Origin of the sequence: uncultured Methanobrevibacter sp. (assembly GCF_900314695.1) — an archaeon.
Lineage (GTDB): Archaea > Methanobacteriota > Methanobacteria > Methanobacteriales > Methanobacteriaceae > Methanocatella.
Window position 1 is genome coordinate 66,013 of sequence record NZ_OMWD01000006.1, and the last position, 14,284, is coordinate 80,296.

At 31.3% G+C, this 14,284-nt stretch carries 13 protein-coding genes and 1 pseudogene; 13 read left to right on the forward strand and 1 reads right to left on the reverse strand.

The window, feature by feature from the left end; translation table 11 throughout:
• The first annotated feature begins 1 nt into the window (after position 1).
• From QZN45_RS02795 to radA, 13 genes are all read left to right on the forward strand, one after another.
• Complete coding sequence (locus QZN45_RS02795; protein ID WP_292607795.1) at positions 2 to 235, forward strand: barstar family protein; 234 nt, start codon at positions 2 to 4, stop codon at positions 233 to 235.
• Between the two features lie 48 nt (positions 236 to 283).
• Complete coding sequence (gene rfbA / locus QZN45_RS02800; protein WP_292607792.1) at positions 284 to 1,156, forward strand: glucose-1-phosphate thymidylyltransferase RfbA; 873 nt, start codon at positions 284 to 286, stop codon at positions 1,154 to 1,156.
• A gap of 1 nt (position 1,157) precedes the next feature.
• Positions 1,158 to 1,715: a dTDP-4-dehydrorhamnose 3,5-epimerase gene (gene rfbC / locus QZN45_RS02805; protein WP_292607789.1), complete on the forward strand. Its 558-nt coding sequence runs from the start codon at positions 1,158 to 1,160 to the stop codon at positions 1,713 to 1,715.
• 11 nt (positions 1,716 to 1,726) lie between these two features.
• Positions 1,727 to 2,734, forward strand: coding sequence for a dTDP-glucose 4,6-dehydratase (gene rfbB, locus QZN45_RS02810; protein WP_292607787.1), 1,008 nt, complete (start codon positions 1,727 to 1,729; stop codon positions 2,732 to 2,734).
• Between the two features lie 352 nt (positions 2,735 to 3,086).
• Entirely contained in the window at positions 3,087 to 3,353 is a 267-nt protein-coding gene (locus tag QZN45_RS02815) for a hypothetical protein (protein WP_292880644.1), read from the forward strand.
• A 10-nt stretch (positions 3,354 to 3,363) separates the two neighbouring features.
• A complete protein-coding gene (locus tag QZN45_RS02820) occupies positions 3,364 to 3,645 on the forward strand; it encodes a hypothetical protein (RefSeq protein WP_292607424.1) in 282 nt (93 codons plus the stop codon).
• A gap of 17 nt (positions 3,646 to 3,662) precedes the next feature.
• Entirely contained in the window at positions 3,663 to 4,754 is a 1,092-nt protein-coding gene (locus QZN45_RS02825; RefSeq protein WP_292607427.1) for a CDP-glycerol glycerophosphotransferase family protein, read from the forward strand.
• 1 nt (position 4,755) lies between these two features.
• Positions 4,756 to 5,715 (forward strand): glycosyltransferase family 2 protein, encoded by a 960-nt coding sequence (locus tag QZN45_RS02830; protein WP_292607429.1) that lies wholly within the window; start codon positions 4,756 to 4,758, stop codon positions 5,713 to 5,715.
• 1 nt (position 5,716) lies between these two features.
• Positions 5,717 to 6,676 carry a glycosyltransferase family 2 protein gene (locus QZN45_RS02835; protein WP_292607443.1) on the forward strand — a complete coding sequence of 320 codons (960 nt, stop codon included), beginning with the start codon at positions 5,717 to 5,719 and terminating at the stop codon, positions 6,674 to 6,676.
• Between the two features lie 13 nt (positions 6,677 to 6,689).
• Positions 6,690 to 7,547 (forward strand): glycosyltransferase family 2 protein, encoded by an 858-nt coding sequence (locus QZN45_RS02840; protein ID WP_292607432.1) that lies wholly within the window; start codon positions 6,690 to 6,692, stop codon positions 7,545 to 7,547.
• Positions 7,548 to 7,596: 49 nt separating this feature from the next.
• Positions 7,597 to 9,000: an undecaprenyl-phosphate glucose phosphotransferase gene (locus QZN45_RS02845; protein WP_292607436.1), complete on the forward strand. Its 1,404-nt coding sequence runs from the start codon at positions 7,597 to 7,599 to the stop codon at positions 8,998 to 9,000.
• A 153-nt stretch (positions 9,001 to 9,153) separates the two neighbouring features.
• The gene (locus QZN45_RS02850; RefSeq protein ID WP_292607438.1) at positions 9,154 to 11,775 is read left to right on the forward strand and encodes an OB-fold nucleic acid binding domain-containing protein; all 2,622 of its coding nucleotides are present in this window, start codon (positions 9,154 to 9,156) and stop codon (positions 11,773 to 11,775) included.
• Between the two features lie 23 nt (positions 11,776 to 11,798).
• A complete protein-coding gene (radA, locus tag QZN45_RS02855; RefSeq protein WP_292607441.1) occupies positions 11,799 to 12,734 on the forward strand; it encodes a DNA repair and recombination protein RadA in 936 nt (311 codons plus the stop codon).
• Between the two features lie 44 nt (positions 12,735 to 12,778).
• On the opposite strand, the pseudogene QZN45_RS02860 reads toward radA, so the two are convergent.
• A pseudogene (locus QZN45_RS02860) lies at positions 12,779 to 13,983 on the reverse strand (hypothetical protein).
• Between the last annotated feature and the right edge of the window lie 301 nt (positions 13,984 to 14,284).

Genomic DNA, 14,284 nt, shown 5'->3' on the forward strand with positions numbered 1-14,284 from the left:
TATGGAATTAGATGGCAAATTGATTAAAAAGGAAGGGCATGATTATTTAAAAGAGGCGTTGAATTTTCCGGATTATTATGGAAAGAATTTGGATGCATTATATGACTGTCTGTGTGAAATAGGCATTGAAACTCAAATTGTTTTAGTAAACAGCAGTGAAGTTTCAAAGGATGTGATTGATACATTTGTGGATGCATCCGCTGAAAACGAGCTTTTGGATTTTAAGTGCGATTAATAAAATTTTTAAATCTTATTAAAATAAATAACAATATAAGTGATAATTATGAAAGGAATAATTCTAGCAGGAGGCTCTGGAACTCGTCTTTATCCGATTACCAAGGCGATTTCAAAACAGTTATTGCCTTTATATGATAAACCGATGATTTATTATCCTATTTCTGTTCTGATGCTTTCAGGAATTAAAGAGATATTAATTATTTCAACTCCTAGGGATTTGCCGATGTATAAGGATTTGCTTGGTGATGGAAGTAGGTTAGGTATTAAATTTGAGTATGCAGTTCAGGAAAATCCTAATGGTCTTGCCGAAGCATTCATTATCGGTGAAGAATTCATCGGGGATGAAAATGTTGCGCTTATCTTGGGAGACAATATATTTCATGGACACAGGTTCACAGAAATATTGAAAAGAGCAACTTCTCTGGAGGAAGGAGCCGTTATTTTCGGGTATTATACAAACAATCCCGAAGCTTTTGGTGTAGTTGAGTTTGATGAAGATTGGAATGTTTTATCAATTGAAGAAAAACCGGAACATCCTAAATCCAACTATATTGTACCTGGACTTTATTTTTATGATAATGATGTAATTGAAATAGCTAAAAATGTCAAACCTTCCCAAAGGGGTGAAGTTGAAATCACTTCTGTTAATGATGAATATCTTAAGCGTGGAAAGCTTAAGGTTGAGCTTCTTGGAAGGGGAATGGCTTGGCTTGATACTGGAACTCATGAAGGGCTTTTAGAGGCATCAAACTTCATTGAAACAGTTCAAAAAAGACAAGGTTTATACATAGCATGTTTGGAAGAAATTGCTTACCTAAAAGGTTATATTTCTGAAGAAACTTTATTAAAAACCGCTGAAGAACTTAAAAAAACTGATTATGGACAATATTTATTTAATTTAGCAAAAAGAGGAAAATAATATGGGAAAGTTTAAATTTACAGAAACAGGCATTGAGGGAATGTTTGTTGTGGAACCTACAGTTTTTGAAGATAATCGTGGATACTTTATGGAAACATACCAGGAAAATGATTTTAAAGAGGCAGGATACGATTTGAAATTCGTACAGGATAATCAGTCAAAATCCTCAAAAGGAGTTTTAAGAGGACTTCACCTACAGTTAAAATACCCTCAAGGCAAGTTGGTACGCGTAATTAAAGGAGAAGTATTTGATGTTGGTGTGGATTTGCGTGGAGACTCACCGACATACGGAAAATGGTATGGAGAAATACTGTCCGAAGAAAACAAAAAACAATTGTACATTCCACCTAAATTCGCACATGGTTTTGTAGTGCTTTCCGATGAAGCGGAATTCCAATATAAATGCACAGAATTCTACCATGGAGAGGATGAAAGCGGCATAAAATGGGACGATGAAGACATAGGAATAGACTGGCCATTAGATGGAATCGATGAAATAATACTATCAGATAAAGATAAGGAATGGAAATCATTCAAAGAATCTCAAATCAAATACTAACGTGATTTATTATGACAAATATTTTAGTTACAGGTGGAGCAGGGTTTATAGGAAGTAACTTCGTAAGATATATGGTCAACAAGTATCCTGAATACAATATAATTAATCTTGATGCGCTTACATACTGCGGAAACCTTGAAAATTTAAAAGACATTGAAAATGAGGATAACTATTCATTCGTTAAGGGAGATATCAGGGACAAATCTGTTGTGGATGATCTTGTAAAAAAATCAGACTATGTAATCAACTTTGCAGCGGAAAGCCATGTGGACAGAAGCATAACCGACCCGGAAATATTCATCAAATCAAATGTGCTGGGAACACAGGTACTGCTCAATGCGGCTAAAGAATATGGAGTTGAAAAGTACATTCAAATTTCAACCGATGAAGTATATGGAACATTAGGTAAAGAAGGATATTTCACCGAAACCACTCCATTACAACCAAACAGTCCATATTCCGCATCAAAAGCAGGTGGAGACTTAATTACAAGAGCATACTTCGAAACATTTGACCTGCCGATTAATATTACCCGCTGCTCAAACAACTATGGACCGTACCAATTCCCTGAAAAGCTAATACCTCTAATGATATCAAACGCTTTGGAAGATAAAAAATTGCCGGTTTACGGAGACGGAAAAAACATAAGGGACTGGCTACATGTACACGACCACTGCACAGCAATTGATCTGGTATTGCACGAAGGAAAAGTTGGAGAAGTCTACAATATTGGTGGAAACAACGAAAAAGAAAATATCTACATAGTAAAACTCATATTGAAAGAACTTGGCAAGGATGAATCATTAATAGAGTTTGTTACTGATAGATTAGGGCATGATAGACGATATGCAATTGATTCATCTAAAATACAAAAAGAACTTGGATGGAGTCCATATTACACCTTTGAAACAGGTATAAAAGAAACAATTCAATGGTATTTGGATAATCTTGATTGGATTGAACAAGTTAAAAGTGGAGAATATCAGGAATATTACAATAAGATGTATTCCAATAGGTAAATTTACTAGAAATTTACCTCTTTTTTTAATTTTAAAATCAATAATTTAATTGTCATTTCAAAATCTAATTGACTATAATTTGAACAGTTCATTTAAAAATTTAGTCAAGAGTTTTGAGATTTATCAAATTAAATTAAATTAATTTTCTTTAATTGTATAAATTAAACCTAAAATTATTTTTCAATCGTTTATACTTATATACGACTTTTTATATTTTAAATTATCTAATTTAATCAGTTATTAGATTAAAAAAAGATACTTTTATATATAATAATTTGTTAATTTTTAATAGTATAAATATTAATTATGAAAAAATATTGTTTCTAATTAATATGGGGAAATGGTGATTTGGATGTTAGAACAATATTTGCCCTTTGTAGGATTGATAATATTTGGAAATATTGAAAATTTAGTTTTATCTTCACAGGGTGTTGTTGCAGGGGTTAATCCCTTAAAATTGGCTATTGCAAGTATTATTTGTGTTTCTTGTTGGCTTATAATAGGAACATTTGGAACTCAAATTTTAATTAATTATGTTGATTTTATCGATTTTTTCGGAGGATTTATAATATTTGCTTTAGGTTTCCAAGCAATGTATGCATCAGTATTTAACAAATAGGGATGATTAGATGATTGATGAATTAAAACCATTTTTAATATTGCTTGTCTTTGGAAATATTGAAAATTTAATTTTGGCAGCACAGGGTGTTGCAGCTTCTGTAAATCCTTTAGGACTTGCAATTTTGAGTTTGGCTGCTGCTTCTTGCTGGTTATTGATTGGAACATTTGGAACTAGATATGCAATAAAATATGCAAGATTTATAAATTTCATCGGTGGTTTGGCCATTTTTATATTGGGTATCCAGGCAATGATAGAGTCCCTTCCGGGAATGTTAGCATTTTTCCATTAATTTAAATTCTGATTTTTATGAAATATATAAAACATAAAGTTTATGGTCATTTATTTAATTTATTCAAGGCTTTTCCTGTTGTTAATAATAGGATTTCTTTTATTATTGACTCAAGGGAGTCTTTTAAAGGTAATCTTGATTATATTAAAAAAGAATTTGAAAAAAGAGGAGATTTTGAATTTAGCTTTTTTTATAAGGATAAACTTTCATTATCCAGTTTCAAAAAATTGGCAACATCCAAATATGTTTTTTTAAATGACAATTTTTTCCCCCTCGCTTTCATGAATTTTAAAAGCGATACTGAAGTCATTCAATTATGGCATGCTCCGGGAGCTTCTAAGAAATTCGGAGGATCTGTTGCAAGTCCTGATGAAATTGAAATGCTTTTAAAAATTGGTGAAAATACAGATTATTTAATATCTTCCTCTAAAAATATTGAAGATTATTATTCTGAAGCTTTTCAAATAGATAAAGAAAAAATTAAGGCTCTTGGGCTTCCAAGACTGGATTATTATTTTGAAAATCATGATTTAAACAAAATTAAATCAGATTTTTGTAAAAAATACAATGTCGAATCCAATAAGAAAATTATTTTATACGCCCCTACTTTCCGAGATGAAAAAAAGTACAATAATGTCCTTAATTCCCTGAATTTAAAGAAATTCAATGATGTTTTGGGTGATGAGTATGTCCTTGCTTTGAGGTTGCACCCAAAGATAAGGGATTTTTATGATGATGCTATTGAATCCAGTGAAAACTACATTGATTGCAGCAATTATCCGTCAGAACAGGAACTGATGATGATAAGCGATGTTTTGATTACTGATTATTCATCAATAATGATTGAATTTGCAATTTTAGATAAGCCTATTTTATTTTTTGTTTACGATTTGGATAATTATTTAAGTACTGAGAGAGGATTCTATTACGATTTCAAAAAGACGGTTCCAGGTAAACTAGTTTATAATTCAGATGAATTAATCGATGCAATTAATAATGAGGATTTTGATAAAGATAAAATGACAAGTTTTGTCAAGACACAATTTGATGTGATTGATGGCAAATCATCCAAAAGAGTCGTTGATTTTCTTTTAAATAATGGTAGGTAATATGAATAATATTAAAGTTAGTGTTGTAGTACCGGTTTTTAATAATGCAGAGTATATAGGTACAGCGCTCGATTCAATAATTTCTCAGGATTTTGATGCTTTTGAGATTATCGTGGTTGATGACGGTTCAAGCGACAACAGCTTAGAACTTATAACTGATAAGTTAAAAGGTATAGATATTCCAAACACTATCATTCACCAGGAAAATCAAGGCGTCAGTGCTGCAAGAAACAAGGGTATTGAAGCTTCAAACGGTGATTATTTAGTTTTTGTGGATGGGGATGATTACATATCACCAAATCATCTGTCAAGTTTATATAATGGCGAAACTGATTTTAGTTTAACACAATTGGTAAAAAAAGAAGGAGATACTGTATCCAATCCTCATATTTTCTCACAAAACTGCATTTCAACAAAAGAGTTCATTGAAATGGAACTTAAAATGCAAATTCCTTTTAATTTTGTACAGCTAATGTATAAATCAGATATAATCAAGGGAAACTCCATTAAATTTTCCAGCGATTTTGTTTATGGAGAAGATACATATTTTGCCCTAATCGCATTAAGTTACGGTGAAAAAATAGCTATTTCCAACGAAGCAACTTACTATTATATACAGCATCAAAAATCAGCTATAAGGACATCCGAATTTCGACGTTTTGAGATTGTAACTGCATTTGAGCAATTGGCAGATTTCTATAAAAAACAAGGATGGGACGATTTATCCGATTTAATAATAACATCCAGAATTCCCAAAGCCATTTTCGGGAATATGAACTATTTCTTTTATAATTCCTATGATGTCGATGAAGTAATTGATAAAATGAAGGAGTTGGATTTATTCACCAAATTATCAAAGTTTGAAGGAGACAATAAATTCAAGCTTAAGATTAGATTATTTTTATTAAATCCTAAGATATATTATAAAATGTGGAAAAGATTAAAAAATTCAATTGATTAATATGCAAGTTTCTGTTGTTACTCCAAATTATAATGGTGAAAAGTTTTTAAAGGCATTCTTTGATTCCCTGAATCAGGATTGTGAATTTATCGGGGAGCTAATAATAGTTGACAATGGGTCTAGTGATGGAAGCAGGGATTATATTAAAAATTACTCATTTAACTTTCCGGTCAACCTTATTGAAAACAGTGAAAATTTAGGATTTGCTCCAGCAGTCAATCAGGCAATCAGGCAGTCCAAATATGATTATATTTTTTCCATAAATAACGATACAGAAATCAAAAAAGGTTCCATTAAGGCATTAATTGATTTAATCACATCTTCTGAAGATATTTTTTCAGTTCAGGCTAAAATGCTTCAATATGATAATAAGGAACTGATTGATGATGTCGGTGATGAATATAATCTGCTTGCATGGACCAAAAAAACCGGTGAAAATCATAAATCAAGCGATTATGTCGAAGTTAAGGATATATTTTCATCATGCGCCGGAGCTGCAATGTATAAGAAGTCTGTTTTAAATGAAATTGGAATGTTTGATGATAACTTCTTTGCATATATGGAAGATGTGGACTTGGCTATCAGATCAAGAATCTATGGCTATAGAAATTTGTTGTGTCCGCAGGCTATTGTATATCATATTGGAAGTGCAACAAGCGGAAGCAGACATAATGATTTTAAAGTGAAGTTGGCGGCGCGCAATAACGTTTGGGTTGTTTATAAGAATCTTCCGATACCATTAAAAATCCTGAATTTTATCTTTTTGTTTTTAGGTTTTTTAATCAAATACATTTTCTTTTTAAAGAAAGGCTTCGGTTCAACTTATTTGGCTGGAATTAAAGAGGGTTTAAATACGAGAAGCAAAATAAATAAAGTAAAATTTAATTCCAAGAATACAAAAAATTATTTTAAAATAGAGTACAGATTAATAATAAATACACTAAAATTTTTAAAAAAGTAAATAGTTGAGTTTTATGGACCTTTCAATAGTAATTTTGAATTATCAAACATTTGAATTAACTAAAAATACAATAAATTCCATTTTTGAATATGAATATCCTTTTAGTTATGAAGTTCTTTTGGTTGATAATGCATCTGGTGACGATAGCTTATCCAGACTGAAGGATTACTTTAAAGACAATGTCATATTCATAGAATCCAGGGAAAATAATGGATTTGCAGCCGGGAACAACCAGGCATTGAAGATTGCCAAGGGCAAATATCAGCTTCTGTTGAATTCAGACACAATCGTTTGGGAAAATACTCTCGAAAGCATATATTATTATATGGAAAAGCACACTGATGTGGGCGCTACAGGATGCAGGGTTCTTTTAGAAAATGGTGATTTGGATAAGGCCTGTAAAAGAAGCTTTCCAAACGTTAAAAACTCATTTTTCAGATTATTCCATATTCCAACAAAAAGCAAGGACGATAATTATAATTTGGACAGTCTTCCTGATGATGGAGTATACGAAATTGACTGCTTAACCGGTGCATTCATGTTCATCCGAAAGGAAGCTTTAGATGAAGTTGGATTTTTGGATGAAACATTTTTCATGTATGGTGAGGATATTGATTTGTGTTTTAGAATAAAGCAGGCCGGATGGAAAATAGTTTACTATGGAAAATCAAAAATCACTCACTTTAAGGGAGCAAGCAGTAAAAAACAAAAATCCAAATTGATATATGAATTTTACCGTGCAATGTATGTATATTATAAAAAGCATCATGCTCATGAATCTTTTTTCATTACAAATTTCATTGTATACTTTGGAATTGCTCTTTTATGCATTTTAAAGCTATTTTTAAATTTATTTAAAAAGAAAAGTTAAATAATATAACTACCTAATATAAATTAACACTAATTTTTTGGTAGTTAGCATGATAAAGGAAAATCAAAGATTATTGAATATCAGTTTAGTATTAATTGACGTACTAGTTATTGTAGTGTCATTATGGTCTTCAATATTGTTAAGATTTCATACAACTCTTTTTGGTCCGATAGGGGACCATTTGGGCTATGAAACTTATGCACTTTTCATGTTTGTCGCTGTCATACCTGTTTATTTAATTCTGTATTTTGCTTTTGGATTATACAAGCCGCGCAGAACCTATAAAAATATTTTCTCGGAAGCAACTCAAATTATTAAAGTAAATATCGTTGCATTTTTTGTATTGGTATCCATTTTATTCATTATCAATCAGCCGGACTTTTCAAGAATAATGCTATTCTTACTTGCGATTATTGCAACATTCTTAGGAATCATCGAAAGGTTCATTATTAGAAGCATTTTAATCAATATGAGAGTTAACAATAAGAATCTAAAGCATATTCTCATTGTCGGTGATAATGATTTGGCTTTTACCTTTGCCCGTAGAATTAAGGAAAATCCTTATCTTGGCTTTTCAATTGGTGGAATATTGGGAAGGCCTGAGCACATTGGTCAAAGCGTAAATGGAGTTAGGTTTATTGGATCTTTTAAAGATTTGGATAGAATTCTTGAAAGACATAGATTTGACAGGGTTGTTTTGGCAATTCCATTAAGATATTATTACCGTATCAATGAATTAGTGCAAAGCTGTGAAAAAGTAGGAATTAAAGCAGAAATCATTCCAGATTATATTAGATATTTCCCAGCACAGCCATCTGTGGACATGATTGAGGATATTCCTATAATTAATATTCGCTACGTTCCGTTGGACGATGATTTTAATAAGTTCATAAAAGGACTTTCTGATTATTTGATTGCTATTATAGCCATCATTATAACATCTCCGATAATGATAGTCACTGCAATTGCTGTTAAAATTACATCACCAGGTCCTATAATATTTAAACAAGTGAGAATAGGACATAACAGTAAACCATTTCAGATGTATAAGTTCCGTAGTATGAGAGTACAGGATCCTAGGAAAGAAAGATCTGAATGGACTACAAAAAACGATCCAAGAAAAACTTTAGTTGGAGACTTTATTAGAAGAACAAGCATTGATGAGTTACCTCAATTTTTCAATGTACTGAAAGGGGATATGAGTGTTGTTGGTCCTAGGCCTGAAAGACCATATTTTGTTGAACAGTTCAAAAAATCAATTCCAAAATATATGGTTAAACATCAAGTAAAACCGGGTTTGACTGGTTGGGCTCAAATTCATGGATGCCGTGGAGATACTTCTATTAATAAACGTATTGAATACGATATTGAGTACGTAGAGAATTGGCACATGGGTTTGGATTTAGGAATAATGATTAAAACAGTATTGAAGAAAAATCCGAATGCATATTAGTTTTTTCACATTTTCACATTTGTGCATTTCAACAATTTTTATATTAAATTTTTTTTAATATTGACATGTCGATTACTTTTCAGATGCTCTCTCTAATACTTTATATACATTCTAAATTAAAATTATAATTAACTTTTCTATGAGGGGTTTGGTATGCAAGAAGAAATTTTAAAATTATATGAAAAAGTTCAAGATAAACTTTCACAAGAAGAGTTTTTAGCAGAAATGAACCAAATTAGTAAAACTAATTTTAAAGATGTTCCATTTGTTGACGAAGTCAATTTGGCGCATGAAGTTTTGAAAAATCATGGTGTCACTGACTTTGAGACCATTCCTGCCGAAACCGATTCAAGTGATGATAACGATGATGAAGTAACCTTTGAAATGACTGAAGATCTTTTAGAGAAATATGACAAGGTAAAAGATAAAATTACTCAAGAAGAATTTCTTTCCAGAATGGCAGAATTCAAAAAACAAGAATCTTCAAATCCATTCATGAACGATTCAGGATTTGCAGATATGGTTGTTGGTGAATTGGTCGATGAAGAAGTTGAAGTTGTATCAGAAAAACCGGAATTTGCTGTAAAAACCATTAGTCAACTTGAAAAAGGCAGCAAAGATGCAACCATTGAAGGAAGAGTAATATCCATATCAAATAAAAGGTCATTCAAAACTCGTAAAGGTGGAAAAGGTGAAGTCTGTAATGTGGAATTGCAGGACAATACCGGAAAGATGAGAACCGTATTCTGGACTCAAAACATGCCACTTTTAAAGAAATTCCATGAAGGAGACATTATTCAGATTAAAGGTGTAGATATTAAAGAGGGTTATTCAGGTCTTGAAGCTAATCTAAGGCCAAGAACATCAATTGTTAAATTAGAAGAAAATCCTTCTAAATTCCCAGTTTATGAAGAAGAAATCACTAACATTGCTGATATTGAACCTGATACAAAAGTTAATATTATTGCAAGAATTGTTAGAATTCCAACTGTAAGAAGTTATGAAAAAAATGGAAAAGAAGGAAAAGTCGCATCACTTGATTTGCAAGACGCTTCTGGAAAAATCACCTATACATTATGGAATAAAAATGTTGAGTTAATTGATGATTTAAAATTGGAAGATGGAGACACCGTAAAAATTCTTGCAGCTCAATCCCGTGAAAGAACAAACAGAGACGGCATATCTGAAATATCCTTAAGTCATTGGGATGGAAGAATAATCAAAGGTGACTTTGATGTGCCGGAAGTAGAACAGGAATTCACTAAAATCGGGGATTTGAATGAAGGAACTGATCTCTCAATTAAAGGTGTTGTTGTAAGACTTCAAGATATTAAAACCTTTATTAGAAAAACTGACAATACCGAAGGTAAATTAAGAAACTTTGATGTAGGAGATTCCTCAGGTTCTATTAGAGTTACTGTTTGGGGCGATGACACTGAATTGCCAATTAATAAAGGAGATATTGTTAAAATTATTGGAGGTAATGTTCGTTTTGATGAATACACTCAAAGCGGATACTCAATGAATACTAACTTTAACACACAAATCACTATTAACCCTGAAAATTTATCCATGGAAGAGTTTGAAGAGTTTGAACAATTAAAAGAACAATTAAGACCAACTCCTATTGGAAATATTCCTGAAATTGATGATGATGGAATTGAAATTGATATTCAAGGAAGATTCCTTTCAGTTAATGATACAAATGAGTTCCAAAGGGATGACGGTTCAGTAGGTATTGTTCGCTCAGCAATTTTCGCTGATGAATCTGGAAAAGTTCAATTATCCTTATGGAATGAACGTGCTGAAGAAGAATATGAAGTTGGTGATGCATACCAAATTGAAAACGCCAGAACTAGGCTCGGCATGTATGATGTTGATTTAAACATTGGTAGCGGTTCTAGATTAATTAAGTTATCAGAAGAACAAGCTTCCGCAATGTTTATTCCTGAATTATCCACATTAGAAAAAGCACTTTATGACTATAAGAAAATTTCTGATGTTGATGAAGATGAAGAAGACATAATACTATTAGGTAGAGTAATAGAATTGAATGATATCCGTAATTTTGATAGGGATAATGGTGATACTGGTAGTGTTAGAAATATAGAAATTGCTGATGACACAGGTTCTATTAGAGTCGTATTGTGGAATGATGATGCAAAAATTGATTTGGAAGTTGGAATGCCAATTAAATTACAAAATCCACGTATGACAATCGGTATGGATAATCGTATTGAAGCAGTTGTCGGTAGAGGTACCACAATTCTTGAACCAAGTGAAGATGAATTAAGCAAATTACCAACTTATGATGAATTAAAAGAAGCTATATATGTTCCAAAAACTATTGAAGCTTTATTGGAAGATGACACTAATATTCGTGTCACAGGTACAATTAAAGAAGTTGGTACTGATAAAAATATTCTCAAAAAATGTCCTAACTGTAGATCCAATGTTGAGACAACTATTGAAGAAAATGTTTGTGACAATTGTGGACATGCATTTGATGAACCAAATTACACATTGATGATACCTACAAGAATCGAAGATGATACTGGTGATATTCCGGCTACATTTTTCGATAATTTAGCTGAAGAATTAATTGAAATGAAAAAAGAAGATGTTATCAATTATGTTGAAGATGGATTAGGTATTGAAGATAAACTTCAAGATTTAAACGGGTTGACAGTAGAGATTATTGCTAATGTTAGCTTTGATGAATACAATGAAGAAAGTAGGTTAAATCCTAAAAAAATTATATCAAAATATTATTAAACAACTAAAAAGGAATGATTGTTATGGTAGAATTAGCAGATTTGCCAGGTGTTGGTGAAAAAACAGCAGAAAAATTAAAAGATGCAGGTTTTGCTGATATGATGAGATTAGCTACAGCTACTCCAAAAGAATTATCTGTTAAAGCAGAAATTGGAGAAGGTGTTGCTGAAAAAGTTATTGAAGCTGCACGTAGAGCTGAAAATATTACTTTTGAAACAGCTTTGGAAGTCGATGAAAGAAGAAAAGATGTAGGTCACATTACTGTAGGTAGTCAAGAATTCAACGATTTGATTGGAGGAGGAATCGAAACCCAATCCATCACAGAAGTATTTGGTGAATTTGGATCAGGTAAAAGTCAAATTTCTCATGAATTAGCAGTTACTGTTCAATTGCCAGAAGAACTTGGAGGTCTTGACGGAGAATGCGTATTTGTAGATACTGAAAATACTTTCCGTCCAGAAAGGATTAGACAAATTGCAGAAGGTTTTGAATTAGATAGCGAAGAGGTTTTAAGTAGAATTCATGTTGCCCGTGCATTCAATTCAGCTCACCAAATTTTAATGGTTGATAAAATTAATGAACTTATTCAAAGTGGGAATAATGTTAGATTAGTTATTGTTGATTCATTAATGGCTCACTTTAGGGCAGAATATGTTGGAAGGGAGTCCTTAGCTGTAAGACAACAAAAATTAAACCAACATTTACATTCACTCCAGCAAATTGCTAATACATATAACGTAGCAGTATTCTTAACTAACCAAGTACAAGCTAAGCCTGATTCATTCTTTGGAAGTCCTACCAAAGCTATTGGTGGACACGTATTAGGTCACGCTTCCACTTATAGAATTTGGCTTAAAAAAGGATTAGCAGGTAAAAGAATTGCTCGTTTAGTTGACAGTCCTCATTTGCCTGAAGGTGAATGCGTATTTAAAATTACTAGCGAAGGTATCGTTAGTTAATTTTTCCTTTTCTTTTTTTTTTGAGTCTGTAAAATTTTATAGGCTTATTTAATTTTTATGTGATTTTGAGTCCAATTTTGCATTTGGAAGTCTAAAAATGTCAGAATTCCTTCTTTAGTTTTGTATAATTTCTTTATTATTCTGGATTGGTTTGTCTGTAGTAATTTTCTACTTTGTTGGATGTTTTTTCTATATTTTCATTATCTAAGTGTTCTACATATCTATGGAAGTGATTGATGATGTGTTTTCTGATGAAATCTTTTAATACAACTGGAATGGCTCTGTAATTTTGTAAATATTGTTTAAATTGCTCGATTGCTTCTTGTTTTGAATTTTGTCTGAAGCAATTTTTCAATTCTTTCGCATTTTCGTAAATATAGTCTCTTGCTTTTCCATTAATCTTGTTCCGTCTACAATGTACTTTTAATTTATGATTGATTGTTTGAAATAGATGAAATGTGCATAATTGGTGTTTTACTCCTATTTCATCTGCTACATTACGATACATTGGGAATAAATCGGTTGTTAAGCAAATAAATGGTTTATTTGCCGTTGAATCTAGGATGAATTTTTTCGTGTTTTTTGGTATTCTGCGACGTACAATTCTTTATGAGACTGGAACATTGAGTATTGCATCATATAATGTTAATCTGTAGTGTCTGACTCCATTGAGTCTTAAAAATTGCTCATCGTATAAATAGTAGCCAGAATACTCGAATTCTTTGTTGGTGATTGTTTCTTCATGATTTTTGTTTGACCAATTTCGGATTGTTTGATGAGATATTCGTATTCCAAGGAATATTTGGAAGTATTTACTTATTTTACGAAGTGATTGATATTCAATTTTCATTATTTCAGGTATTTTATCTATTATTTCTTGTAAATAATGTTTATTATTTTTTATTAGTGGATTGTTGCTTATTCCGAATTTTTTGTTGCATTTTTTGCATTGATATTGCTGTTCTCTGAATTCTGTGATGTTTCCATTGATATTTTGTTTGTTTTTTGTTATTGTTCTTTTTTTGATTATTTTGTGGCTTCCACAAACAGGACAAATTGGATTATCATATCTAAATGTATTATTTTCATCTAAGAAGAGTTTGTGATGGGTATTTTCAATTTTTGGGTTTTTATTGAGTTTTCCTGAAATGATTTTTTCTTGATCAATTTTTTCGTCAGAAAAATCGTAAAGTTTAAGTTGTATGAAGTCTAAATTATTATTGAGGACAGATTTAGTTTGTTTGGTCATAAATTATTATTTGTCCTCACTTATTAAAGTATTTTACTATTTTTTAACCATTTATATTGAAATTAAAGAAAAATTAGAACGAATTTTCATCGAATTGAAATTTCAACTGTAAAAAATAAAATTTGAAAGAAGCCTATAAAATTTTACAGACTCTTTTTTTTATAGTTAGTTACCAAACTTTTGTTATAAATGTTTCGAGCCATTGTCATAAACTTTCGTTCCAGAAATCGATTTATTGTAGGTTTTTATTGTTAATTCTTGTAAAAATTCTCTTGATTCTAGATAATAATGTTTAATTTCT

Coding starts and splice junctions, on each gene's coding strand:
- QZN45_RS02795 (WP_292607795.1), top strand. CDS start 2: ATGGAATTAGATGGCAAATTGATTAAAAAGGAAGGGCATGATTATTTA.
- rfbA (WP_292607792.1), top strand. CDS start 284: ATGAAAGGAATAATTCTAGCAGGAGGCTCTGGAACTCGTCTTTATCCG.
- rfbC (WP_292607789.1), top strand. CDS start 1,158: ATGGGAAAGTTTAAATTTACAGAAACAGGCATTGAGGGAATGTTTGTT.
- rfbB (WP_292607787.1), top strand. CDS start 1,727: ATGACAAATATTTTAGTTACAGGTGGAGCAGGGTTTATAGGAAGTAAC.
- QZN45_RS02815 (WP_292880644.1), top strand. CDS start 3,087: ATGTTAGAACAATATTTGCCCTTTGTAGGATTGATAATATTTGGAAAT.
- QZN45_RS02820 (WP_292607424.1), top strand. CDS start 3,364: ATGATTGATGAATTAAAACCATTTTTAATATTGCTTGTCTTTGGAAAT.
- QZN45_RS02825 (WP_292607427.1), top strand. CDS start 3,663: ATGAAATATATAAAACATAAAGTTTATGGTCATTTATTTAATTTATTC.
- QZN45_RS02830 (WP_292607429.1), top strand. CDS start 4,756: ATGAATAATATTAAAGTTAGTGTTGTAGTACCGGTTTTTAATAATGCA.
- QZN45_RS02835 (WP_292607443.1), top strand. CDS start 5,717: ATGCAAGTTTCTGTTGTTACTCCAAATTATAATGGTGAAAAGTTTTTA.
- QZN45_RS02840 (WP_292607432.1), top strand. CDS start 6,690: ATGGACCTTTCAATAGTAATTTTGAATTATCAAACATTTGAATTAACT.
- QZN45_RS02845 (WP_292607436.1), top strand. CDS start 7,597: ATGATAAAGGAAAATCAAAGATTATTGAATATCAGTTTAGTATTAATT.
- QZN45_RS02850 (WP_292607438.1), top strand. CDS start 9,154: ATGCAAGAAGAAATTTTAAAATTATATGAAAAAGTTCAAGATAAACTT.
- radA (WP_292607441.1), top strand. CDS start 11,799: ATGGTAGAATTAGCAGATTTGCCAGGTGTTGGTGAAAAAACAGCAGAA.